General features: G+C 60.0%; 19 protein-coding genes and 1 tRNA gene. All 20 read left to right on the top strand.

Annotated features, from left to right (window positions below; all coding sequences use genetic code 11):
* The first annotated feature begins 10 nt into the window (after positions 1 to 10).
* The 20 genes from DSOUD_RS09775 (at position 11) to DSOUD_RS09685 (ending at position 23,166) form a co-directional block, all read left to right on the top strand.
* On the top strand, positions 11 to 688 hold the full coding sequence (locus DSOUD_RS09775; RefSeq protein ID WP_053550834.1) for a Crp/Fnr family transcriptional regulator: 678 nt from the start codon (positions 11 to 13) through the stop codon (positions 686 to 688).
* 282 nt (positions 689 to 970) lie between these two features.
* Complete coding sequence (locus DSOUD_RS09770; RefSeq protein ID WP_053550833.1) at positions 971 to 1,789, top strand: substrate-binding domain-containing protein; 819 nt, start codon at positions 971 to 973, stop codon at positions 1,787 to 1,789.
* Between the two features lies 1 nt (position 1,790).
* Positions 1,791 to 4,358 carry a PAS domain S-box protein gene (locus tag DSOUD_RS09765; RefSeq protein WP_053550832.1) on the top strand — a complete coding sequence of 856 codons (2,568 nt, stop codon included), beginning with the start codon at positions 1,791 to 1,793 and terminating at the stop codon, positions 4,356 to 4,358.
* Positions 4,355 to 4,801: a response regulator gene (locus tag DSOUD_RS09760; RefSeq protein ID WP_053550831.1), complete on the top strand. Its 447-nt coding sequence runs from the start codon at positions 4,355 to 4,357 to the stop codon at positions 4,799 to 4,801. Before DSOUD_RS09765 ends, DSOUD_RS09760 begins: the two co-directional genes overlap by 4 nt.
* A gap of 18 nt (positions 4,802 to 4,819) precedes the next feature.
* Positions 4,820 to 6,733, top strand: coding sequence for a HAMP domain-containing histidine kinase (locus DSOUD_RS09755; protein WP_053550830.1), 1,914 nt, complete (start codon positions 4,820 to 4,822; stop codon positions 6,731 to 6,733).
* A complete protein-coding gene (locus DSOUD_RS09750) occupies positions 6,733 to 7,203 on the top strand; it encodes a response regulator (RefSeq protein WP_053550829.1) in 471 nt (156 codons plus the stop codon). Before DSOUD_RS09755 ends, DSOUD_RS09750 begins: the two co-directional genes overlap by 1 nt.
* Positions 7,196 to 8,899: a putative bifunctional diguanylate cyclase/phosphodiesterase gene (locus tag DSOUD_RS09745; protein ID WP_053550828.1), complete on the top strand. Its 1,704-nt coding sequence runs from the start codon at positions 7,196 to 7,198 to the stop codon at positions 8,897 to 8,899. Before DSOUD_RS09750 ends, DSOUD_RS09745 begins: the two co-directional genes overlap by 8 nt.
* A 261-nt stretch (positions 8,900 to 9,160) precedes the next feature.
* Positions 9,161 to 10,147 (top strand): hypothetical protein, encoded by a 987-nt coding sequence (locus DSOUD_RS09740; protein WP_053550827.1) that lies wholly within the window; start codon positions 9,161 to 9,163, stop codon positions 10,145 to 10,147.
* A 151-nt stretch (positions 10,148 to 10,298) separates the two neighbouring features.
* Positions 10,299 to 11,597: a multiheme c-type cytochrome gene (locus DSOUD_RS09735; RefSeq protein WP_082351188.1), complete on the top strand. Its 1,299-nt coding sequence runs from the start codon at positions 10,299 to 10,301 to the stop codon at positions 11,595 to 11,597.
* Positions 11,598 to 11,766: 169 nt separating this feature from the next.
* Complete coding sequence (locus DSOUD_RS09730) at positions 11,767 to 12,117, top strand: nitrous oxide-stimulated promoter family protein (RefSeq protein ID WP_053550825.1); 351 nt, start codon at positions 11,767 to 11,769, stop codon at positions 12,115 to 12,117.
* Positions 12,118 to 12,130: 13 nt separating this feature from the next.
* A complete protein-coding gene (locus tag DSOUD_RS18995; protein WP_269745835.1) occupies positions 12,131 to 12,259 on the top strand; it encodes a hypothetical protein in 129 nt (42 codons plus the stop codon).
* 181 nt (positions 12,260 to 12,440) lie between these two features.
* Complete coding sequence (locus tag DSOUD_RS09725; RefSeq protein WP_053550824.1) at positions 12,441 to 13,250, top strand: ATP-binding protein; 810 nt, start codon at positions 12,441 to 12,443, stop codon at positions 13,248 to 13,250.
* 146 nt (positions 13,251 to 13,396) lie between these two features.
* Positions 13,397 to 13,885 carry an HD domain-containing protein gene (locus DSOUD_RS09720; RefSeq protein ID WP_053550823.1) on the top strand — a complete coding sequence of 163 codons (489 nt, stop codon included), beginning with the start codon at positions 13,397 to 13,399 and terminating at the stop codon, positions 13,883 to 13,885.
* A 295-nt stretch (positions 13,886 to 14,180) separates the two neighbouring features.
* Complete coding sequence (locus DSOUD_RS09715) at positions 14,181 to 14,597, top strand: acyl-CoA thioesterase (RefSeq protein ID WP_053550822.1); 417 nt, start codon at positions 14,181 to 14,183, stop codon at positions 14,595 to 14,597.
* 59 nt (positions 14,598 to 14,656) lie between these two features.
* A tRNA-Val gene (locus DSOUD_RS09710) sits at positions 14,657 to 14,731 on the top strand.
* A gap of 299 nt (positions 14,732 to 15,030) precedes the next feature.
* Positions 15,031 to 17,904 carry a type I restriction endonuclease subunit R gene (locus DSOUD_RS09705; protein WP_053550821.1) on the top strand — a complete coding sequence of 958 codons (2,874 nt, stop codon included), beginning with the start codon at positions 15,031 to 15,033 and terminating at the stop codon, positions 17,902 to 17,904.
* Positions 17,905 to 18,140: 236 nt separating this feature from the next.
* The gene (locus tag DSOUD_RS09700; RefSeq protein WP_053550820.1) at positions 18,141 to 18,767 is read left to right on the top strand and encodes a transposase; all 627 of its coding nucleotides are present in this window, start codon (positions 18,141 to 18,143) and stop codon (positions 18,765 to 18,767) included.
* Positions 18,768 to 18,863: 96 nt separating this feature from the next.
* On the top strand, positions 18,864 to 20,681 hold the full coding sequence (locus DSOUD_RS09695; RefSeq protein ID WP_082351187.1) for a restriction endonuclease subunit S: 1,818 nt from the start codon (positions 18,864 to 18,866) through the stop codon (positions 20,679 to 20,681).
* Complete coding sequence (locus tag DSOUD_RS09690; protein ID WP_053550818.1) at positions 20,678 to 21,673, top strand: virulence RhuM family protein/type II toxin-antitoxin system death-on-curing family toxin; 996 nt, start codon at positions 20,678 to 20,680, stop codon at positions 21,671 to 21,673. Before DSOUD_RS09695 ends, DSOUD_RS09690 begins: the two co-directional genes overlap by 4 nt.
* Positions 21,674 to 21,678: 5 nt before the next feature.
* Positions 21,679 to 23,166: a class I SAM-dependent DNA methyltransferase gene (locus DSOUD_RS09685; protein ID WP_053550817.1), complete on the top strand. Its 1,488-nt coding sequence runs from the start codon at positions 21,679 to 21,681 to the stop codon at positions 23,164 to 23,166.
* The last annotated feature ends 278 nt before the right edge of the window (positions 23,167 to 23,444 follow it).

Raw genomic sequence — 23,444 nt, 5'->3', positions numbered from 1 at the left:
GTCCGACCCCATGAATATTGCGACCATCATCAAAACCTGCCCCCTTTTTGCCGGCGTCACCGAAGAGGACCTGGAATTTCTTTCCCAGGTCTGCAAATGCCGCAGCCACGAAAAGGGGGAAGTCCTCTTCTCGGAAGGGGAGAAGGCCCTCGGCTTTTACGTCGTCGGCAGCGGCAAGGTGAAGATCTACAAGCTCTCCCCCGAGGGGAAGGAGCGCATACTCCATATCGTCCAGCCGGGGATGACTTTTGCCGAGGCCGCCATCTTCGGCAACGGACTCTATCCCGCCTATGCCGAGCCTCTGCAGAGAAGCGATCTCCTCTTTTTTCCCAAGAGGGAATTCCTGCAGCTCCTCCACGACCACTCGCAGATCGCCATCAACATGATCGGCGGCCTCTCCCGCTTCCTCCGCCAGTTCGCCACCCAGGTCGAGGAACTGACCTTCAAGGACGTCCCCGCCCGTCTCGCCGGCTATCTCCTCGATCTCGCCGGAGACGAGGGGATGCGCGTCGAACTCCCCATTTCCAAGTCCCAGCTCGCCTCCAATCTCGGCACCGTCAGCGAGACCCTCTCCCGCACCCTGCGCAAGCTCTCCGACGATGCTTTGATCCAGGTGCAGGGGAAGGTCATCGACATTCTCGATCGCGACCGCATGGAAGATCTGGCTTCGAGCACCAAAGAATTCTGATCCCCTTCCCCGCCTTTCCCTCCATTTCCATCCATTTCCATCCATTTCCATCCATTTCCATCCACCCCTGATCAATTCCTTCGTCCTTGGTACGAATCGTGTAAATCCATCCCTGTCGATGATCTGTTGTCGAACGAGTTCTCATGTCTTCAGTGTTTTTCCTCACTTGAATCGCAGTCAGGGTCAAAACAATGACTCTTCTGTGTCAATTTGCCGGGAGAGGGGAGCCGTGCTAACGACGGGTCAAAACGGTAGGGTTTGCTTCAAGGGGAGAGCTCGAAGATGAAAAAACATGGGCTGCTGATTTTCCTGCTCCTGCTGGTTCTTGCCTTTCCCAGGGAAGGCTCTGCCGAAAAAATCGTGGTTGCCGGAACCGGCGACAGCCAGGAGCTTCTTCGCCTGTTGGCCGCGGCCTACGAAAAAAGTCATCCCGACTCCACCATCGAGGTCCCGGAGAGTATCGGCAGCAGCGGAGGGATCAAGGCCGTGGCCAGGGGAGTCTGCGATCTGGCGCGGGTCGCCCGGCCGCTCAATAACAAGGAGACCCTTTTAGGGCTCAAGGGCCGTGTCTTTGCCGTCTCTCCGGTGGTGATCGCCGCAAACCTGAGCTCTTCGGCGGTGGAAAACATCAGCTCTGCCCAACTCGTCGAAATCTACTCCGGGGCGATGACCGACTGGAGCGAGATCGGCGGCACACCGGGAAAGATTCTCGTTGCCAACCGGGAGGCCGGTGATTCCTCCCGTTCGGCGTTGGAAAAACACGTCGCCGGTTTCGCCGAGATCAGGGAATTTGCCGGCCGCATTCTCTACAACACCCCGGAGGCGATGGAAATCCTCGCCCGGCATGGCAATACCATCGGTTACGGTCCCCTGGCGATGGTTCGCCACACCAATATCCGGGTTTTGAAGCTCGACGGCAATTCTCCCACCGAGGAAAACGTTCTTTCCGGCAAATACCCCCTCTCCACAGCATTTTCCCTGGTGTGGAAGGGGGAGTTGACCGGGCTGGCCAGGGAATTTGTCCGCTACCTCGAAGGCGCAGAAGCCCGGAAGATTATTGTCGACCAGGGTGCCTATCCTTCTGCGGGAGGGCGTCACTGACATGTTCCTCTCGATCCGCACCAAGCTCATCCTTTCCCACTTCACCCTGATCCTGCTGGGGACCCTCGCCTTTGGGGCCGCCGGCTATCTGTTGCTGCAGAAGGGACTCGAATCGGCAGCAACGGAAAAACTGCAGGTGCTCACCTTCATGGCCGCACGGGAGACGGAAGGATTTCTTCAGGGCAAGCAGCAGATGCTGCTGCGGATATCCGAGGGGCGCGAGGTGCAGGACTTTCCCGTCAATTACCGTGTCCCGGCGCTCTCCAGCTACCTGGCCAAATTCAAGGATGAATTTTCTGTCCTGTCTTACCTGAATGCCGAAGAAGAGGTCGACGTCGCCGTTCTGAAGGGCGACGTCGCCCGGGTTCCACAGATCGACCCCGATCTGTCCCTGTCGCATCTGGCCCGACAGCAACCAGGTTTGGTTCATGTGGGCCAGGTGTCCTACGGGGAGTACGGGGATGACCTTTCCGGTTCCACTATCCCCATGGTCCTGGGAATTCATGAGTATTTCGGCGATAAGTACGTGGGAATGCTCCGCGGCGAGGTCCCCCTCGCGGGGCTGACGGCGCGTCTCAAGGAGATTCCCGTCGGACGCAGTGGCCATGTCCTTCTGATCGACGGCGAGGGGACCGTTCTCATGGTTTCACACGCCGGTTCCATTCTTTCAGAAGAAGAAGAGGATGTTCAGGTGTTGTCGGCCCAACTCGCCGGGTTCAAAACGGGCTCGGGACGCACAGTCCTGAGGGGGAGGGATTTTCTCGCCGCCCGCACTCCTGTGGATATGAACGGATGGTCCGTCATTGCTCTTCTCCCCTATGAAGAATTCATCCTCGGCCCGAATCGGCTGAGGAGCCAATACCTTCTTATCTTCCTGGTGGTCGGTAGTATCGGGGCGCTCCTGGCCTTTCTCCTGTCGAACAGGATCACCGGTCCTCTGCTGAAAATGGCCGCCGGTGCAAGGGCGGTTGCCCGGGGCAAACTCGAACCGATTGCCAAGGCGCGCACCAGGGATGAAATCGGCCAGTTGATTGAATCTTTCAACAGCATGATCCTCGATCTGCAGGCGACCACCGTCAGCCGCGATCAGCTCGACAATATTTTCGGCTCCATGCACGATGCCATCTTCGTCGTCGGCTCCGACGGAAGAGTGCGCATGGTCAATCGCGCCTCTTGTGACCTCCTCGGCCTCCCCATGGAAGTCATTGTCGGCCAGACCTATGATGACCTCTTCGGCTGCAGTCTCGACGACTATCACTCCTTTTCCGCCCTGCGGCAGCTCGAAGATCAGGACTGTTTCGAAACCCTTCTCTTCGATGCCGACAGAAGAAAAATCCCCGTGGCCATTTCCGTCGGTGCCATGCGCGACGCCGAAGGCGCGCCCCATGAAATTGTCTGTCTCGTGCAGGACATCACCGAACGCAAGACGGCCGAAGAAAAAATTCGTAATTCCCGAAATTTTCTCGAAACGGTCCTCAACAGCATTGGGGATGCCATCTCCATCATTGACGTGGAAACTTTTGCCATCATCGGTACCAACCGGGTGTTCCTCGAGCGTTGCGGCCTCAGTGAGAGCGAGGTTCTCGGGAAGAAATGTTATGACCTCTCCAGCCACGACTGCCAGGGCCATAACCTGACGCCGGAAATCTGTCCTGTTCTGCGCACCGTCGCCAGCGGCGAGAGCGCCTCCGGGGAACATCAACATCACGATTCGGCGGGGAACCGGGCCTTTGTCGAGGTCAAGACCTCTCCCCTGAAGAACTCCGGCGGCGAACTCTCCCATGTGGTGCACGTGGCCCGCGACATTTCCGAGCGCAAGCGTACCGAAATAGAACTGCAGCTCTTTGCCAAAAAGCTCGAGCTCAGCAATCGCGAGCTTACCGATTTTGCCTATGTCGCTTCCCACGATCTGCAGGAACCCCTGCGCAAGGTCACGGCCTTCGGTGACCGCCTCAAAAGCAAATATCAGGATGTCCTCGGCGAGCAGGGACTCGATTATCTGGAGCGCATGCGCCACGCCGCCGTGCGCATGCAGACCCTCATCGAAGATCTCCTGAGTTTCTCCCGAGTGTCCACCCAGGCGCAGCCCTTTTCGCCGGTGGAGATGTCTGAAATCATCGGCGAGGTTCTGGACGATCTCGAGATCCGGATTCAGGAACTGAAGGGAACCATCGAGGTCGGCAATTTGCCGGCCATCGAGGCTGACCCCTTGCAGATGCGGCAGATCATGCAGAACCTCCTCGGCAATGCCCTCAAATTTCACCGTCCCGGGGTGGCACCGCTCATCCGGGTGCAGGGAGAACTGGTCGATGGCGGGAAAAACTGCCGCATCACCGTCGCCGACAACGGCATAGGCTTTGAAGAAAAATACCTCGAGCGAATCTTCGGAGTCTTTCAGCGGCTGCACGGGCGCAACGAATATGCCGGTTCCGGCGTCGGTCTGGCGATCTGCCGCAAGATCACCGAGCGCCATCACGGCAGCGTCACGGCGATGAGCAGGGCAGGGGAGGGGGCGACTTTTATTCTGACCCTGCCGGTGTCCCAGAAGGAAAAAAGGAGCGCACCATGATCCGCAGGGAGAGATCGATCACCATTCTCATGGCCGACGACGATGCCGATGACCGGTTGATGGCTCGGGAAGCTCTGGAAGAGGCCGGCCTGAACAACGTCCTGAAATTTGTCGAGGACGGCGAGGAGCTGCTCGATTACCTGCGGCAGAGCGGCGCCTATGCCGACAAGTATTCGGCGCCACGGCCGGGGCTGATCCTTCTCGACCTCAACATGCCGCGCATGGACGGGCGCGAAGCCCTTCGGGAGATCAAGGCCGACCCCGAGCTGCGGCGTATTCCGGTGGTGGTCCTCACCACCTCCAAGGCCGAAGAGGACATCCTGCGCACCTACGATCTCGGCGTCAATTCCTTCATCACCAAGCCGGTCACCTTCGAGGGGCTGGTCGAGGTGATGAAGCAGCTGGCGCATTACTGGTTCGAACTCGTTCAGGTGGCACGGTAAGGCGAAGGGAAACTTGAAGTGAAAATCCGTTGCAAACTGACCCTTTCTTTTGTCGCCATCTCCCTCCTGACCCTGGTGGTCGGCGTTCTTGCGACCCGAATGAATTCCACCATTGCCGACGAGTACGACAAGATCGTCGACCAGACACTGCCGGTCATTGAGGCCCTTGATGACCTGAAGTTCGCCGGATTGCGCATCGTCTCGTCAACCAGCGAATATCTGATGATCTCAATGAAAAAAGATAAGGCCTCCGGCGAGATGACGGTCGGGCAGCTCAATGAAGAGCAGGAGTTGATAACCGACGGCAGGACCGCCTACGATCGTGCCTATTCCCGCTACGAATCCTTGATCGAGTGTTATTTTGCCGGAAAGTCCGAGTACCTCGAAAGGATTCGGACCCTGGGAGGGTCACTCGGCGACCTCAGTGTCCGGATTATTCGGAGGAGCAAGGCGGGGGCGGACAACGAAGAGATCCTGGAAATAAAAGAAGTCTTCGAAACCGCCGAAAATGCCTATCTCGAAGCCGTCGACGCCCTCATCCTGCTGGAAGAGGATGAGCTCGCCGTCCGGAAAGACCGGATGCAGGGGACCATCGAGACCGCGAACCGAACCATCGCCGTCGCCAGTATGATCACCCTGTTATTGGCTCTTCTCGGTGGAGTGTCAATCGCCCGTAGTCTTTCGCAGCCTATTGTACTTTTGCGCAATGCCGCCATCGAGGTCGGCAGGGGGAATCTCGACCAGTCGGTGGAGATCGGGGGGAGAGATGAACTCTCCGACCTCGGACGCTCCTTCAACACCATGACCGGTGAGCTGCGCAACTACAGCCAGTCGGTGTTGCAGATGAAGGAATATACTGAAAACATCCTTCAGGGGATGTTCAACGCCCTGGCCGTCGTCGACACTTCCGGGACCATTATCAGGGTCAATGACGCCTTTTGTCGCCTGGTGGGGTCCTCCGAAGAAGATTTGATGGGGTCGGCCTTTTCCGAGATCGCCCCCTCCTGCCGTCTCGATAGGGAGACGGGCGACGGGGGCGACGCCCAGATAAAAAACCTCGAAACCGCGTATATGAGCCGTCTCGGCAAGACGATCCCGGTGATCTTCTCCTGTTCGGTGCTGCGCAATTCTCAAGGCGTCGTTGAGGCCAGGGTCTGTGTTGCCCAGGATATCTCCTCCCTGAAAAAGGTCGAAGACGATCTCAAATTGAGCGCCGCTTTTTTGGAAAAGAGCCATCAAGAACTGCAGGAGTTTATCCACATTGCTTCCCATGACCTTCAGGAGCCGCTGCGCAAGATCATGACCTTCGGCAGCCGGCTGGCGGAAAAATACGGCCAGGCTCTCGGGGAGCAGGGGGGGGACTACCTGGCGCGCCAGCAGAGTGCCGCGGAACGGATGCAGACCCAGATCCTCGACCTGCTGACCTTCTCCCGGGTCAGCAGCAAGGTCGAAACCTTCGTTTCCGTCGATCTCGACAGCATCCTGGCCGTCGTCGCCAGGGAACTCAAGCCCCGCCTTGAAGTGATGGCGGGGGAACTGCGGGCCGAGGGGCTCGGGACGATCACGGGAGACCCGGAGCAGATCCGGCAACTCTTCCAGCATCTGGTGGAAAATGCCCTCAAGTTCCGCAGGCCGGAGGTGCCGCCGCGGATCGATATCGTCCGGGAAATCGACGACGACGGGCGTTTCTTCCGGATTGTCGTCTCGGATAACGGCCTCGGTTTTGAATCGAGGCATGCCGAGCGCATCTTCGGCGTCTTTCAGCAGCTTCACGGCCGCGGCCTGTACGCCGGATCGGGGGTCGGCCTCGCCATCTGCCGCCGGATCGCCGAGCGCCACGGCGGCTCGTTGACCGCTCAGGGCACCCCCGGTGCCGGTGCCGTCTTTACCCTGATCCTCCCCCTGACCTCCTCCCTTGAAAGGGTCGCCTGATGAGAGATCTCCGCACGCCCTTGACGATCCTCATTGCCGATGAAGACGCCGATGGCCGCCTGATGATCCGGCAGGTCTTCGAGGAGGCCCGGCTGATCAATTCCCTGCGCTTCGTCGAAGGCGGAGAGGATCTCCTGGACTATCTGTACTGCCGGGGAGCCTATGCCGCGGCCGGCAGCGCACCTCGCCCCGGCCTGATCCTGGTCGATTTGAACATTCCGGACACGAAGGTTCGCGAGGCGTTGCAGGCGATCAAGGGTCACACCCACCTCAAGGAGATTCCGGTGGTGGTGGCGACCAACTCCCGGGCCGAAGAGGACCTCCTCCGCACCTGCGATCTCGGGGTCCATTGCTTCATCGCCAAACCGATCTCTTTTTCGGCCCTGGTGGATACCGTCAAGTCCCTGCACAATTACTGGTTCGAGATTGTCGCCGCACCTGGCGTGGAATGTGGAGGCATTGATGACTGATTTGCACCTGAAAATTCTTCTGGTGGACGACGACGAGGATGATTTCCTCATTACCCGCGATCTTCTCGAAGAGATCGAAGGGGTCCGTTTCGACCTGGAATGGGTCAGCACCTACGATGAGGGTGTGCAGCGGGCCGAGGCCGGAGAGCACCAGGTCTATCTCTGCGATTACCGTCTCGGGGAGCGGGACGGCCTCGAACTCCTGCGCGAACTGATCGGCCGGGGATGCAAGGCACCGATCATCCTCCTCACCGGACAGGGGGACCGGGAGGTCGACGTCGAAGCGATGAAGGCCGGCGCCGCCGATTACCTCGTCAAGGGGCAGCTCACCGCGCCCCTTCTCGACCGCTCGATCCGTTATTCCCTTGAGCACTGCCGCAGTGAGCAGAAACTCGCCTATCTGGCCGAATTCGACACCCTGACCGGTTTGCCGAACCGGATGCTCTTCATGGACCGTCTCCATCAGGCCCTGGCCCAGGCGCACCGGGAAGACAAAATGCTCGGCCTGTTGTTTCTCGATCTCGACCGCTTCAAGATCATCAACGATACCCTCGGCCACTCCGTCGGTGACGCCCTGCTGAAAACCGTTGCCGAGCGCCTGTCGGAAGCGGTGCGGGCCAGCGACACCGTGGCCAGGCTCGGCGGCGACGAATTCGTTGCCATCCTCTCCGGCCTGGAAGATACCAAGGGGGCCTCGTTGGTGGCAGGGCGGATACTCAAGGCGATGGCCCGTCCCTTTCTCCTCGACCAGCACGAGGTCTTCATCTCGGCCAGCATCGGCATCGCCCTCTTCCCTTTTGATGCCGGCGACGTCGAGGGGCTGATCAAGCACGCCGATTCGGCCATGTATCAGGCCAAAAGCAGCGGTGGCAACACCTTTAAATTCTATTCCATGGAGATGAACGCCAAAGCGATGGAGCGTCTCACCCTCGAGAGCAGCCTGCATAGGGCGCAGGAGAGGGAGGAATTCGTCCTCCATTACCAGCCCCAGTTCGAGGTGGTGACGGGGAAACTGGTCGGCATGGAGGCGCTTCTGCGCTGGCAGCCGCCGGCGAAGGAGCTGGTGCCTCCGGGGGAGTTCATTTCTCTCCTCGAGGAAAACGGCCTGATCGTCTCCGTCGGCGAATGGGTCCTCCGAACGGCCTGCGAACAGATCAGGGATTGGGAGAAGGCCGGATTCCGGACGGTCCCCGTCGCCGTCAACCTCTCCGGACGCCAGTTGCGCCAGCCGGGGTTCTGCTCTGTTGTCGGTCGAATTCTGAAGGAAACGGGGGTTTCTGCCGGATCCCTGGTTCTGGAGCTCACCGAAAGCATCATGATGCAGTACATGAAAAAGAACATCGAGATCCTCCGGGAGTTCAAGGAAATGGGGATCGGCCTGGCCATCGACGATTTCGGTACCGGCTATTCGTCCCTGAGCTGTCTGAAGTACTTCCCCCTCGACTGGCTGAAGATCGACCGCTCCTTCATCGCCCAGCTGCACCTCAACCAGGGGGACGAGGCGATCTCCCGGGCGATCATCGCCATGGCTCACAGCCTCGGCATGAGAGTCATCGCCGAGGGGGTGGAGACGGAAGACCAGATGCAGTTTTTGCGGGACAACAGGTGCGATGAGGTGCAGGGTTTTTATCTCGGACGCCCCCTGCCCGCCGCAGGGGCCGAGAGCTTTCTGACAACCGTCGCTCACTGCGCCTGAGCAGGAAGAAGCGGTCCCCTTCCGGGAGTTGATCTTGGTCAAGGCCGGCGGGCTCGTCTTCGGCTAGATTAAAGGATAACCTTCTTGCCGGGACACTTTCCTCATGTCGACCACTCTTCGCCACGCCCTCTGCGCACTCCTCCTGGTCTTCCTTGTCGGGTGCGTTCGCTCCCCCCTCCTTCGCCCCCTGCCGCCTCCCCTGACCCTCGCCCCCTGACCCGGGTCGCCCCCCATTCCCCCGTCGCATGGCATCCGGGTGGGGTGCGCGTCGCCCTGGTGCGCGGCGCTCTGTTCGACTACGACCTCGCTTCGGGGAGAGAGCGGCTCCTCAGCCCCGGAAAACCCCTCGCCCTGGCCTGGTCCCCTGACGGCATGCGCCTGGCCGTCGCCGATCGGGATCTTGAAACTACCCGTCTGAGGCTCCTTTCCGAAAACGGAACCCTCCTCGCCGAGGCAACCGTGCCCGGGAATGTCGACCGTCTCTTTTGGGACGGCGACGACGCAATTCTGACGGTTGCCGTGACGATCCAGACCTACTCCTTCGGCGGCAACCTCAGCGCGACCCTGGTGCGCTGGGACGGGGAGGCCCCCCCGAGGTCCACCCCCCTCTTTGAGACCTCTCTCAAGCCGCTCACCCTGCGCACCTGGGGGAGTCGCCTCTATTCCCTGCCGCAACCGACCCTCTCACCCTGGGGGGATGAGCTTCTCTTCGCCCGCCTCCACGATCCCCCGGCTTTTGCCCCCTATCTCAAAATCGTGGCGCGCCACCGGCAAAGCGGCGCCGAGCGTGTCGTCGCCCGCGTCGCCCTCACCTCGGCGGCTACTGTCTATCTCGGCGACGGCGAGCGCATCCTCTATGGCGATGGTTCCCGGCGCACCCTTGACGCCCCGCTCTGGGGCGGGGACACCGCCGTCGAATACCCCTGGGAGGGGAGGGCCCTCGCCGCCTCTCCCGGCGGCCGCTACCGTCTGGTTGATGGCCATCTCCTCGATCAAGAGAAGGAAATCGCGATCATCTCCGGGGTGGAGCGAGCCGTCTTCAGCCCGTCAGGCAACCGGCTCCTCCTGGCGAAGGACGGTCGCCTCTGGGTTCTCGGTGGGCTTGGCGCCGATCCCCTCCCGGGATTCGACCCGGCTCTGGGGGAGCGGCTGAGACGGCTGCGCTCCTGGCGCGCCCGGGGGCTGATCACGGATGGGGATTATCGGGAGCAAAAAGCGAGGATGGTTGAGGGGACCAGGCGGCACTGAATCAGAAAAAGAACATCGGCGGGGCTCGCGTCTTGCCGCCGACTCTTGAGTCGCTTTACAAAAGAGCAGGGCGGCGTCGGGGGGCGCGACCCCCGGATCTTGACCTTAAAAAGAACCGAAGCCAAAAATCGATCCCATTCAAGGAAGAATAATGAAAAAGACTCTGAACTGCCTCGTCCTCTGCTTTCTCCTTCTCGCCCCTGCTCTCCTTCAGGCAGAGGATTGCCTCGAATGTCACCGGGAGAAAACTCCCGGAGCGGTGCGGATCTGGGAAAAGAGCGCCCATGCCAGAGCCGGGATCGGCTGCTCCGCCTGCCACGGCAACGATCACGGGAGAATCGACGCCGGAAAAGCGTCGGTGGACATGGAGATCTGCGGAACCTGCCACGAGGCGGCGCTCAAAGAACACCGCGGCAGCCGCCACGGCATGGGGCTCCACTCGGGGTGGGGGTGTACCCGCAACCTGCCGCAGCGGGACAAGAGCGAGTGCCGCTTCTGCCACCAGGAGGGGAGCACCCGGCCGGTGACCCAGGTCGAGTGCAGCCGCTTTCTTAAACAGAGCTCGGAGATGGCAGAGCTCGGTTGCAACCGCTGCCACCAGGTGGAGTCCTCCTGCGCCTCCTGCCACAGCAGCCACGCTACCGACCTGGCCATCGTCCGCGACCCCGGTGTTTGCGCCAAGTGCCACATGGGTCCCGACCACCCTCAGTGGGAGATGTGGCAGACCTCCGTGCACGGCACATTGCGCGCCTCCGCCGGTCCGGAGATGGGCCCTTCCTGCCAGGACTGCCACATGGCCAAGGGGAGTCACGACGTCTCGGTCGGCCTGACCATGACCCCCGGCGGCGCCCTCTATCCCGAAGCCGAAATTCCGGGGCGGCGGGCGGCGATGCTGAGCATCTGCACGGAGTGCCACAGCGAACGCTTCGCCACAGACGACCTTGCCGCCGCCGATGCCGTGCGCATCCAGAGTCAGGCGTTGGTCAAGAAGGCCGAAGCAATCATCTGGGATCTCGCCGACCGCGGTCTTCTCGACCCGATGCCGACGGAGCGTCCGCCCCATCCCCTGCGGGGGGAGGTACTGGTTACCGACAGCCAAATGCTTTACGAGGAGACCTCCCACATCGAGCGCCTCTTCTTCAAGATGAAGAAATACGATCTGGCGAAAACGGTCAAGGGCGCCTATCATCAGAACCCCGCCTACACCCACTGGTACGGCAACGCCGAGCTGAAGATGGACCTGATCGACATCGAGGCCGAGGCGACCCGCCTCAGGGAGCGGAACCCGTCCCCGGCTGCAGTCGTTGCGCCCATGGGTGTGGAGGATGAGTCGATCGAGAAGGCTCTCGAGGTCCTTAAAAACAAGTTCGACCGCGGAGCCCTCTCCGCCGAGGATTACGCCCGGGAGAAGGGGGACCTCCTGGAACGTTTTTCTGCCGGCGGACAGTAAGGGCATTCTTTGCCACTAAGGCACCAGGACACGATGGAAACCAGGCAGTATTGTTGGTCCTTCTTGGTGTCTCCGTGCCTGGTTGCAATTCCTTTGGTTTGACTGATGTTTTTTTACCTCTTGACTTGTGTCAATGAGCCCCCTGAGACCCCGTGGTAAAAAAGAAACCATGAACGACGCCGCCGACAAGACAGCCGCCCTGAACCCGAAGGAACTCTCCGATCTCAGGGTGCTGACCCTCTTCACCGCCGTCTACTGCGCCGGGCACAGGCACCCGGGGCGCGAGCCGCTGGAAGGGGGGAGGGGGGAGGCCGTCTGCCCCGAGTGCCGCGACCTTCTTGCCTACGCTCTCGAGCGCCGCCGCCGTTGCCCCCTCGATCCCAAACCGACCTGCAAGCACTGTCCGGTGCACTGCTATCGCCCCGGATCCCGTGAGCGGGTGAAGGAGATCATGCGCTACTCGGGCAAACGTCTCATTCTCCGCGGCCGTATCGATCTTCTCTGGCATTACTTCTTCTGACGGGAGGTTCCCCATGTTTCTCACAATCTTTTGCGCCCTTCTCGCCTCCCTGTGGCTGACTGTCACCATGACCGCCCTCTGCCCGATGCGCGCCATTCAAAAGCGCCGCCAGGCGCGGGAGCTTGAGGATGAGGGGGTCTGAAAGGCTCTCACCACAGAGACATAGAGACACAGAGAAAATCTTAAGTCTTTTCTCTCTTTTTCATGCTTCTCCTCCGTGTCTCTGTGGCTCTGTGGTAAAGACATCTTTTGCTTTAAAGATCGAAGACATCGACACAATCCTTCATGATTGACCTGAACCAGAAAACCCATAGGAGCACCCCATGAATCGCGACATCGTAAAAATCGACGAAGACAAGTGCAACGGCTGCGGCCTCTGCGTTCCCGCCTGCGCCGAAGGGGCGATCCAGATCATCGACGGCAAGGCCCGACTTCTGGCCGACAACCTCTGCGACGGTCTCGGCGCCTGCCTCGGCCACTGTCCCCAGGACGCCATCCTCATCGAGAAGCGCCCCGCCGCCGAATTCGACGAGGAGGCCGTGGAAAAGCACCTCGGCGTTTCCGGGGCCCAGCCTGCCGCCCATGCCGCTCCGGCCCACCAGTGCCAGGGGCACGGCAAGGGTAGTGGTCACGGGCACGGTCAGGGTCATGACGGCGGTCACGGACACGGCGGTGGGCACGGGCACGGTGGCGGCGGCTGCCCCTCGGCGCGGCTGATGTCCTTTGCCGAGCCGAAAAAAGCCGAGGGAGAAGAGGGCGGCACCCGCGCGTCCCAGCTTCGCCAGTGGCCGGTGCAGATGCATCTCGTGCCGGCGAGCGCGCCCTTTCTTAAAGACGCCGATCTCCTCCTGGCCGCCGACTGCGTCCCCTTCGCCTACGCCGACTTCCATAAGGACTTTCTTCAGGATCGGGCGCTCCTCATCGGCTGCCCGAAGCTCGACGACGGCCAGGCCTATCTGCAGAAACTTACGGCGATCCTGACCCAGAACGACATCCGCTCCCTGACCGTTGCCCACATGGAGGTCCCCTGCTGCTCGGGCCTCATCGCCATCGCCAAACAGGCCCTTGCCGCCTGCGGCAAGGAAATCCCGCTGACGACTGTGAAGATCGGGGTTCAGGGTGGGGTTTTGTAGGGAGAGGAAAGAAGGCAGAATATAGAAAACAGAATATAGAATATAGAATGTAGAAAACAGAAAACAGAAGGTGGGGGGAGGTTTTCTCTGCGCCCTCCTGTCTTCTCCGCGCCCTCGGCGTTGAAAGATTTTGAAAAGGGGAACAGATGAACCTATTTCTCGACCGGGTGCGGTTGGCGATGGAGGAGTATTTCGGCAGCGACGTTCGGCGTATCGCCCATGCACACGCCGTGACGGGGTATGCCGCCGAGCTTCTGGCTTACATCGATGCCGACGAGGTCCTGACCATCGCCGCCGCGTATCTCCACGACATCGGCATCCCCGAGGCCGAGCGCAAGTTCGGCTCCTGTAACGGCGCCCTGCAGGAGCAGGAGGGTCCTCCCGTGGCCCGCGCTCTTCTCGAAAAGCTTGCGGCCCCGGCCGATTTCACCGAGCAGGTCTGCGCCCTGGTCGGCGCCCACCACACCCCGAAGGGGGTCGACTCCCCCGAGTTCCGCATCCTCTGGGACGCCGACGCCCTGGTCAACCTCGCCGAAGTCGTCCCCGGCAAGACGGCCGAGGAGATCGAGGCGATCCTCCACCGGGCGCTGGTCACCGAGGCGGGGTACCGGCGGGCGCGGGCGATCTTTTTGTAGTTGCGGGGAAGGGCTTTTACCACAGAGACACAGAGGCACAGAGAATTCGGAGAAGGTCTTGGCTTGGCTATTAACCCTGCGCTCTCTGCGGTGAGCCTCTTTTCCTCAAAAACTGAACTCCCCAGGGCTATTCTCCAGGAAAGGTACGGATAACACCAAAAAGACTCTAACTCTGGCCTTTCAACTCTGTGTCTCTGTGCCTCTGTGGTATACCGGCCTTTTTTCCGCAAGACATCCCCTCCCCGATACGCTACCATTCCCCTGTCCCATCCCATTCCACATACCGAGGACCGCCATGATCACCACCGCCTACACTCTCACCGTGCGCTACGTCGAGACCGACGCCCAGGGGATCGTTCATCATTCCAACCACCTGGTGTGGTTCGAAGAGGGGCGCTCCGATCTGCTGCGCCAGCAGGGGATGAACTACACCGACTTCGAAAAGGCCGGCTTCTTCGTCGTCGTCGTCGAGGCCAACCTCAAGTACAAGGCCCCGGCCTACTACGAAGACGAGGTGCGCATCGAGACGACCCTGGAAAAAGCCAAGGGGAAGGTCCTTGAATTTTCCTACCGGGCTCTCAACGCCGCCGGCGTCCTCCTCGCCGAAGGGCGCACCGTGCACGTGGTGATCGGTACCGACCGCCGGCCGACCCCCCTGCCGGAGGAGATTCTCGCCCGTTTAACGGGCAGGGGAGCCGGAGAAGGCGGATGATTTTCGTTGACAAGTCGTGGGGGGAATTGCTATAAAACGACTCCCATCGCAAGGATAAAGGGCGTTTAGCTCAGTGGGAGAGCACTGCCTTCACACGGCAGGGGTCGTAGGTTCAATCCCTACAACGCCCACCAGATAAAAAAGGGTCAGCCGGAAACGGTTGGCCCTTTTTGCGTTGTCGGCGGGGGACATTTTGGGGACTTTTGTGGATTAGAAGGTTTGACATGAGAGCGCCAGGGGCGTATTTTAAAGCACTGTTTTTCTCTGTAGTTATGGGAATTTGGCTTGGGACTTCGGGTGGGGGATAAGGGGATGGATTTTGGCCGCTTGTGTTCAGGTAACGACTGACGAGCGGCCTTTTGTTTTCTGGGGGATCTCGGGGCGTTTATTCGGGTCTTCTGGATTGTGCGGATAGAAATCAACGGGAGGCGACATGACCCCTGCACCAGAGGCAGAGGCCAGACAACAGATCGACAGGCTCCTGGAACAGGCCGGATGGCAGGTTCAGGATGCCGGTGCGGCGCATATCCATGCGGCGTGCGGCGTGGCGATCCGTGAATTCTCTCTCCCCGGTTTCGGCTTCGCCGACTATCTTCTCTATATCGACGGACGCGCCGCCGGAGTGATCGAGGCGAAGAAGGTCGGCACCACCCTCACCGGCGTCGAGGTGCAGTCGGCCCGATACACCCAGGGGCTCCCCTTCGGCCTGCCGCGCTGGCACAATCCGCTCCCTTTCTGCTATGAATCGACCGGCGTCGAGACCTGCTTCACCAACGGCCTCGACCCCGAACCGCGTTCGCGCAACGTCTTCGCCTTTCATCGCCCGGAGAATCTGGCCAGATGGCTCGATGCCGCTCTTGCCTCCGACGGTGTTGCCTCCGATCTCGGCGGTGCCTCCCTGGCAGCCGAAACCCTGCCGCAGACCTTTCTCGCCCGCCTGCAAAAGATGCCTGAGCTGAAAATCGAAGGGCTCTGGCCGGCGCAGATTACTGCCATCGCCAATCTCGAAGGCTCACTCAAGAAGAACCGCCCTCGCTCCCTGATTCAGATGGCGACCGGCTCGGGGAAAACCTTCACCTCAATCAGCGCCATTTACCGGCTGATCAAGTTCGGTGGCGCCCGCCGCGTCCTCTTCCTCGTCGACCGTGCCAACCTCGGCCGCCAGACCTTGAAGGAGTTCCAGCAGTACGTCTCCCCCTACAACAACTTCAAATTCACCGAGGAGTACATCGTCCAGCATCTCTCCTCCAACCGCATGGACCGCACGGCGCGGGTCTGCATCTGCACCATCCAGCGCCTCTACTCCATGCTCAAGGGGCGCGAGCTCCCCGACGATCTCGACGAAGAATCGGTGGCCGAACTGGGCGCAGCATGCTGCGCCCCTACAGGTGGTATTTTTGGGGAGCCGGAGCCGATCGAGTACAACCCCGATTTCCCCATCGAGGATTTCGACATTATCGTCACCGACGAGTGCCACCGCTCGATCTACAACCTCTGGCGTCAGGTCCTCGAATACTTCGACGCCTACCTCATCGGCCTCACAGCCACCCCCTCCAAGCAGACCTTCGGCTTCTTTCACAAGAATCTGGTCATGGAGTACGGTCATCCGCAGGCCGTCGCCGACGGGGTCAACGTCAACTACGACGTCTACCGCATCCGCACCGCCATTGGTGAGCAGGGGGGCAAGGTCGAGGCCGGCTACTACGTCGACAAGCGCGACCGTGAAACCCGGGCCGTGCGCTGGGAACAGCTTGACGACGATTTTCAATACGACGCCAAACAGCTCGATCGCGACGTGGTTGCCGTCGACCAGATCCGCACCGTAATCCGCGCCTTTCGCGACAAGCTCTTCACCGAGATCTTCCCCGGCCGCAGCTGGGTGCCGAAGACGCTGATCTTCGCCAAGGACGATTCCCACGCCGAGGATATCGTCAAGATCGTCCGCGAGGAGTTCGGCAAGGGGAACGACTTCGCCCAGAAGATCACCTACCGCACCACCGGCGATACGCCGGAGAATCTGATCAAGGCCTTCCGCACCAGCCCGATGCCGCGCATCGTCGTCACCGTCGACATGATCGCCACCGGCACCGACATCAAGGCGGTGGAGTGCGTTTTCTTCATGCGCATGGTCAAGTCGCGCGCCTACTTCGAGCAAATGAAGGGGCGCGGAGTGCGCATCATCAATGACAACGACCTGCAGGCGGTCACCCCCGACGCCATCAGCAAGGACCACTTCGTCATTGTCGATGCCATCGGCGTCTGCGAGCAGGATCAGACCGACTCGCTCCCCATGGAGCGCAAGAAGAACGTCGGCTTCGAGAAGTTGCTGCAGGCCGTCGCCTTCGGCAACTGCGAGATCGACGTCATCTCCTCGGTGGCGGCGCGGCTCTCAAGGATGGAGAAGAAGCTCACCCCGCAGGAGCAGAAACAGGTGATGGAGCTGACCGGCGGCAAGTCGCTCAAGGCGCTGACGGTTGACCTGGTCGCCGCCCTGGAGCCGGATCAGCACATCGCCGCCGCGCAGAAGGCTTCCGGGCAGCAGGAGCCCGACGCCAAGCAGATTCGCCAGGCTGCGGCGCAGATTCTCGGAGCGGCGGCCCGGCCGCTGTGCAACCCGGACCTGCGCGCGCTCCTCTTTGCCATCAAGCAGAGAAACGAGCAGATCATCGACACGGTCAGCCTCGATGCGGTAATCTTCTCCGGCTTCACCGAGGAGAAGGCCAAGAACGTGGTCGAGTCCTTCGAGCAGTTCATCGAAGCGAACAAGGACGAGATCACAGCCTTGCAGGTGCTCTATTCCAGGCCCTACCAGCAACGGCTTCGCTTTGCCGATGTGCAGGAGCTGGCCGAGAAGCTGGTCGCCCAGGTCGAGCAGCTGCGCATCTACCAGACCCATCCGCTAGGGTGGGAGAAGCGGGTGCCCGATGAGCTGTGGGCGGCCTACCGTAAGCTTGAGGCTGGCAAGGTGCGCGGTGCTGCGGCCAATCATATTCTGACTGATCTGGTGTCGCTGGTGCGCTTTGCCATGCATCAGGAGAACGAGCTGGTGCCGTTTCCGGAGAAGGTGCAGGTGAACTTCCGCGCCTGGGTCGAGCAGCAGCAGGCCAGCGGGCGGCGCTTTACCGCCGAGCAGCGCAAGTGGCTGGAGATGATTCGGGATCATATCGCGGCGAATCTGCAGATTGAGACGGATGATTTTGATTATGCGCCATTTGCGCAGGAGGGCGGGATTGGCCGAGTCTGGCAGGTATTCGGCGATGACCTGAACCGCATTCTGGATGAATTGAACCAGACGTTGGCGGCATGACCCGTAGGGGCGCGATTCATCGCGCCCGGTTGGTCCAAGGACACCGGGGCGGTATGACCCGTAGGGGCGCGATTCATCGCGCCCGTCTGGTCCATGGACACCGGGGCGGTATGACCCGTAGGGGCGCGATTCATCGCGCCCGGTTGGTCCCAAAACACCGGAGCGGGATGAATCAGGGCGCGATGAATCAGGGCGGATGATCAGGGCGCGATGAATCGCGCCCCTACGGAGGGGGGATGGTATTCAATCCGGAGATCCATCATCGGCGGTCAATCCGGTTGCGGGATTACGATTATTCCCGCGCCGGGGCGTATTTCGTGACGATATGCGCATGGCAGCGGGAGTGCCTGTTCGCGGATATTGTCGACGGGACGGTGCGGTTGAACGATATGGGGCGGATCGTTCTGGAATGTTGGGATGGTTTGCCTGGACATTATCCACCGGTTGAATTGGATGTTTTCGTGGCCATGCCGAACCACATCCACAGTATCATCGTGATCAATGACCCCGGTTTTGGTCAGGGCGTAGGGGCGCGATTCATCGCGCCCGGTCCTGTCACACCGGATAATCAGGCAAAACCCGACAATCAGGGCGCGATGAATCAGGGCGCGATGAATCAGGGCGCGATGAATCAGGGCGCGATGAATCGCGCCCCTACGGTTGGTGAAATCGTGCGGGCGTTTAAGGCGCGTTGCACCCATGCCATCAATATATCCCGCAACACCCCCGGCGTACCGGTCTGGCAGCGCAATTATTACGAGCGGGTGATTCGCGACGAACGGGAATTGGCCGCGATTCGGCAATACATCGCCGACAACCCGGCAAAATGGGCCGAAGACGAAAACCACCCGTCACGGGTGTAGGGGCGCGATTTATCGCGCCCTGATTATCGAATCAAACAATCGGGCGCGATGAATCGCGCCCCTACGAAATCGTTGTTGGAATGAGGTGTTGAAGGCGTGAGAAATTTAAAAAATGAAGAGATTTGCCTGATTCCCCTGAAAGACCTTGGTGTTTGGTGTGGCGGTGGCACTCCTTCAAAGCAGGTATCGACCTATTGGAAAAATGGGACGATCCCCTGGGTTTCGCCGAAGGATATGAAGGTGGAACACATCAGCGGGGCTGAAGATACCATTACCGAAAAAGCAATTAAGGAATCGGCCACCAACCTTCTCCCGCCTGGCTCAGTGCTTGTCGTTACCCGAAGCGGAATTTTGCGGCATACCTTCCCGGTGGCAGTCACGGATGTGCCTGTCACGATCAATCAAGACCTAAAGGCACTTGTGCCGAGCGAGGGTGTTGACCCTAGGTTTGTTGCCTTTGCTCTACGGTCTTTTAGCCGTGAAATCCTGCACCAATGCAGCAAGCAGGGAACGACCGTCAACAGCATTGAGACCAAAGAACTGTTGAGGTTCCAGATTCCCCTTTTCTCAACCGAAGTTCAAACCCGCATCGTCGCGGAGATCGAAAAGCAATTCTCCCGCCTCGACGAAGCCGTCGCCAACCTCAAGCGCGTCAAGTCCAACCTCAAGCGCTACAAAGCTGCCGTCCTCAAGGCCGCCGTCGAAGGAAAATTGACGGAAGAATGGCGTAGGGGCGCGATTCATCGCGCCCAATCATTGGCAGAATACGACAATCAGGGCGCGAAGAATCAGGGCGCGATGAATCGCGCCCCTACGAAACCAATCGAAACCGGGGCCGAACTGCTGGAGCGGATTCTGGCCGAGCGGCGCAAGGCGGCGGGGAAGGGGAAGTACAAGGAGCCGGTCGGGCCGGATACGAGCGGGTTGCCGGAATTGCCGGCGGGGTGGGTGTGGGCGACGTTGGATCAACTATGTCCACTTTTTGTTGATAGTGCGCATCGAACGCCCAAATATTCCGATGCTGGTTATCCTGCACTTCGACCAAGAGATGTTGTTAATGGAAAATTAAATTTGGAGAGCGCTGCCTTAGTTCCAGACGCTGAGTTTGTTATTCAGAGCGTAAGACATGAACCGCAGGCTGGCGATATTGTCTATAGCAGGGAGTTGAGCTTTGGCTGGGGAGTTGAATTGCCTGCCACGGTAAAACTATGCCTCTCCCAGGGGATGTGCCTGTTTCGCCCAGATAAACGTGTTTCTAGTAAATATTTCCTCCATGTACTGAATGGCTCATTTGTGCGCACGCAAGCCGAGAGGGCTGCAACTGGTTCAGCACATCCACATATCAATTTAGGCGATATCAAATCCTATGTATTTCCTTTAGCTCCATCGGCTGAACTTGAGGTCATTGTTTTCAAAATAGAGCAACAATTATCGGTTGTCGAAGTAGCTGAAAATCAATTAGAGGCACAATTGACTCGTGCTGTCCGCCTGCGCCAATCAATCCTCAAACAAGCCTTCTCCGGACAACTCGTCCCCCAGGACCCCAACGATGAACCGGCCAGCGTGCTGCTCGAACGCATACGGAACGCCGTAGGGGCGCGATTCATCGCGCCCAAAACAGCGCCTGTACAATCGCGTAAAACCGAACCCGAACCATCAGGGCGGGCGCAATCAATTGCGCCCCTACATCAATCCGACGCTTTCACCTGCCTCGACGATGTCACCGCCGCCATCCTCGCCCGCATGCAACCGGGCCGCGAATATGCCCGCGTCGAGCTTGCCGATCCCCTTGGTCTTTCCGCCGGTCGCTGGAATGCGGCGATTCAGGATCTGAAACGGACTGGAAAGGTCCGGCAGACGGGGGAGAAGCGCGGGGCGCGGTATGTTCTAGTCGGAACTGGGAGGGGAGGATGAAATCAGAAGAGCATGGCGGCGGTGAATTTGTTCTATTCCAGGCCGAGGATGGCAAAACCCGTTTGGAAGTTCAGCTTGACCACGAGACCGTCTGGTTGACTCAGGATCAGATGGCCAAGCTCTTTGAGCGTGAACGATCGGTCGTCACCAAGCATCTACGCAATGTTTTTCGCGAAGGAGAATTGGACGAAATGGCAGTATGTGCAAAACATGCACATACTGCCGGTGACGGGAAGACCTACCAGACACAATATTACAATCTCGATGTCATCATCTCCGTCGGCTACCGGGTCAAATCGAAGCGCGGCACTCAATTCCGCCAATGGGCCACACGCGTGCTGCGCGACCATCTGGTCAAGGGCTACACCATCCACGAGCAGCGTCTGCGCGAGGAGACGGCGAAGCTTCGGGAGATGCAGCAGACCGTCGACCTGCTGGCCCGCACCCTGACCACACAGGAACTATTGACCGAGACCGGCAAGGACGTGCTGCGGGTGATCAATGATTACGCCTACGCCCTGGCCACCCTTGACCGTTACGACCACGGCACACTGACCATCGAGGAGACGACCCGCAGAGCGTTGCGCGTCATCGGCTATGAGGAGGCGATTGGACTCGTTCAGGCGATGAAGGGGGAGTTCGACGGGCTGTTCGGTATCGAGAAGGATCAGGGTTTCAAGAGCGCCCTCGGCACCATCTACCAGACCTTCGACGGCAAAGAGCTCTACCCCAGTGTCGAAGAGAAGGCGGCCAATCTACTCTATTTCGTCGTCAAGAATCACGCCTTCAGCGACGGCAACAAGCGCATCGCCGCCGCGCTGTTCATCTACTTTCTCGCCGGCAACGCCATCCTCTATCGCCCCGATGGTTCCAAGCGCCTCGCCGACAACGCCCTGGTGGCGCTCACTCTTTTGATTGCCGAGAGTCGCCCCGAAGAGAAAGAAACCATTGTCAAAGTCATCGTCAACCTGATCAACCGGAGCAACGACTAACCATCATGACCCCAGCCGCAATTGTCAGCAAACTCTGGAACTTCTGCAACGTCCTCCGCGACGACGGCATGAGCTACGGCGACTACGTCGAACAGCTCACCTATCTCCTCTTCCTCAAGATGGCCGACGAGCGCACCAAGCCGCCCTACAGCCAGCCGAGCACCGTCCCGGGCGCCTATAGCTGGCCGACGCTGGTGAAGAAAGATGGCGACGAGCTCTTCGATCACTACCGCCACACCCTGGAGAACCTCGGCAACGAGAAAGGACTGCTCGGGCTGATCTTCAGCAAGTCGCAGAACAAGTTCCAGGACCCGGCCAAGCTGCGCCGCCTGATTGTTGATCTCATCGACAAGGAAAACTGGTCGGTGATGAGCGCCGACGTCAAGGGGGACGCCTACGAGGGGCTGCTGGAGAAGAACGCCCAGGACACCAAGAGCGGCGCCGGGCAGTACTTCACTCCGCGGCCGCTGATCCAGGCGATCGTCGATGTAATTGCCCCCAAGCCGGGGGAAAATATCTGCGACCCGGCCTGCGGCACCGGCGGATTTCTCCTTGCCGCCCACGACTCTTTGATCAAAAACCATCCGCACATGACCAAGGTCGAGCTCAAGGCCCTCAAAGAAGGGACGTTCAAGGGGTGGGAACTGGTGCAGGCGACGGCGCGACTCTGTGCCATGAACCTGATGCTGCACGGTATCAGTGGTCTCGAAAGCGACCTGCCGCTCACGGTCGCCGATTCGCTGGCCGCCGATCCGGGCGAGCGATTCGACATCATCCTCACCAATCCCCCCTTCGGCAAGAAGAGCAGCACCACCATCGTCGCCGAAGACGGCAAGATCGCCCGCGAAACCGAGACCATCGAGCGTGACGACTTCTGGGCCACCACCTCGAACAAGCAGCTCAACTTCATGCAGCACGTCAAGACGTTGCTCAAGCAGAATGGCCGCGCCGCTGTGGTCGTGCCGGACAACGTCCTCTTCGAAGGCGGGGCAGGGGAGACCATCCGCCGCAAACTGCTGCACGATTGCGACGTCCACACCCTGCTGCGCCTGCCCACCGGCCTCTTCTACGCCCAGGGGGTGAAGGCGAATGTGCTCTTCTTCGAGCGCAAGCCGGCCAGCGAAACACCATGGACCCGCAGGCTCTGGATCTACGACCTGCGCACCAACGTCCATTTCACCCTAAAAACCAACCCGCTCAAACGCAGCGATCTCGACGAATTCGTCCAGCTCTACGCCAAGCCCCGCACCTCCACCTGGAGCGCCGAAAACCCCGCCGGCCGCTGGCGCGGCTACGACTACGCCGACCTCGTCGCCCGCGACAAGGCCAGCCTCGACATCTTCTGGCTCAAGGACGACTCGCTGGAGGATTCGGACAATCTGCCGGCACCGGGCATCCTGGCGGCGGAGATCGTCGAGGATTTACAGGCGGCGTTGGAGCAGTTTCGGTTGATTGCGGAGGATTTGGGGGAAGAAATTGTGGAGGAAGGTTGAGCGCCGGTCTCATCGGTTTTTTATGACAGTTTGTGTTTGGCATATCAGAGTTAGGCTGGCCCGCCCCCAGATTTCTTTTCTGCTTTCGTTTCAAAAGGAATAACCATCATGCATAAACTACTGAAAATCGTCATCTTTGCCGGGATCGGCGCAATTGCCGGTGCCGGCCTCGGTTATCTGGGCCAGTGCGTGGGCGGGACCTGAGGCGCGTTGGCCGGTCCCTGGTCAGGGGCCTTGTTTGGTTGTCTTGTCGGGCTGGTGCTTGGTGCCATGCCGGG

Source organism: Desulfuromonas soudanensis, from assembly GCF_001278055.1.
Classification (GTDB): Bacteria; Desulfobacterota; Desulfuromonadia; order Desulfuromonadales; family WTL; genus Deferrimonas; species Deferrimonas soudanensis.
The sequence above is the reverse complement of the archived record's forward strand: the minus strand, read 5'-3'. Positions and strand labels throughout refer to the sequence as shown.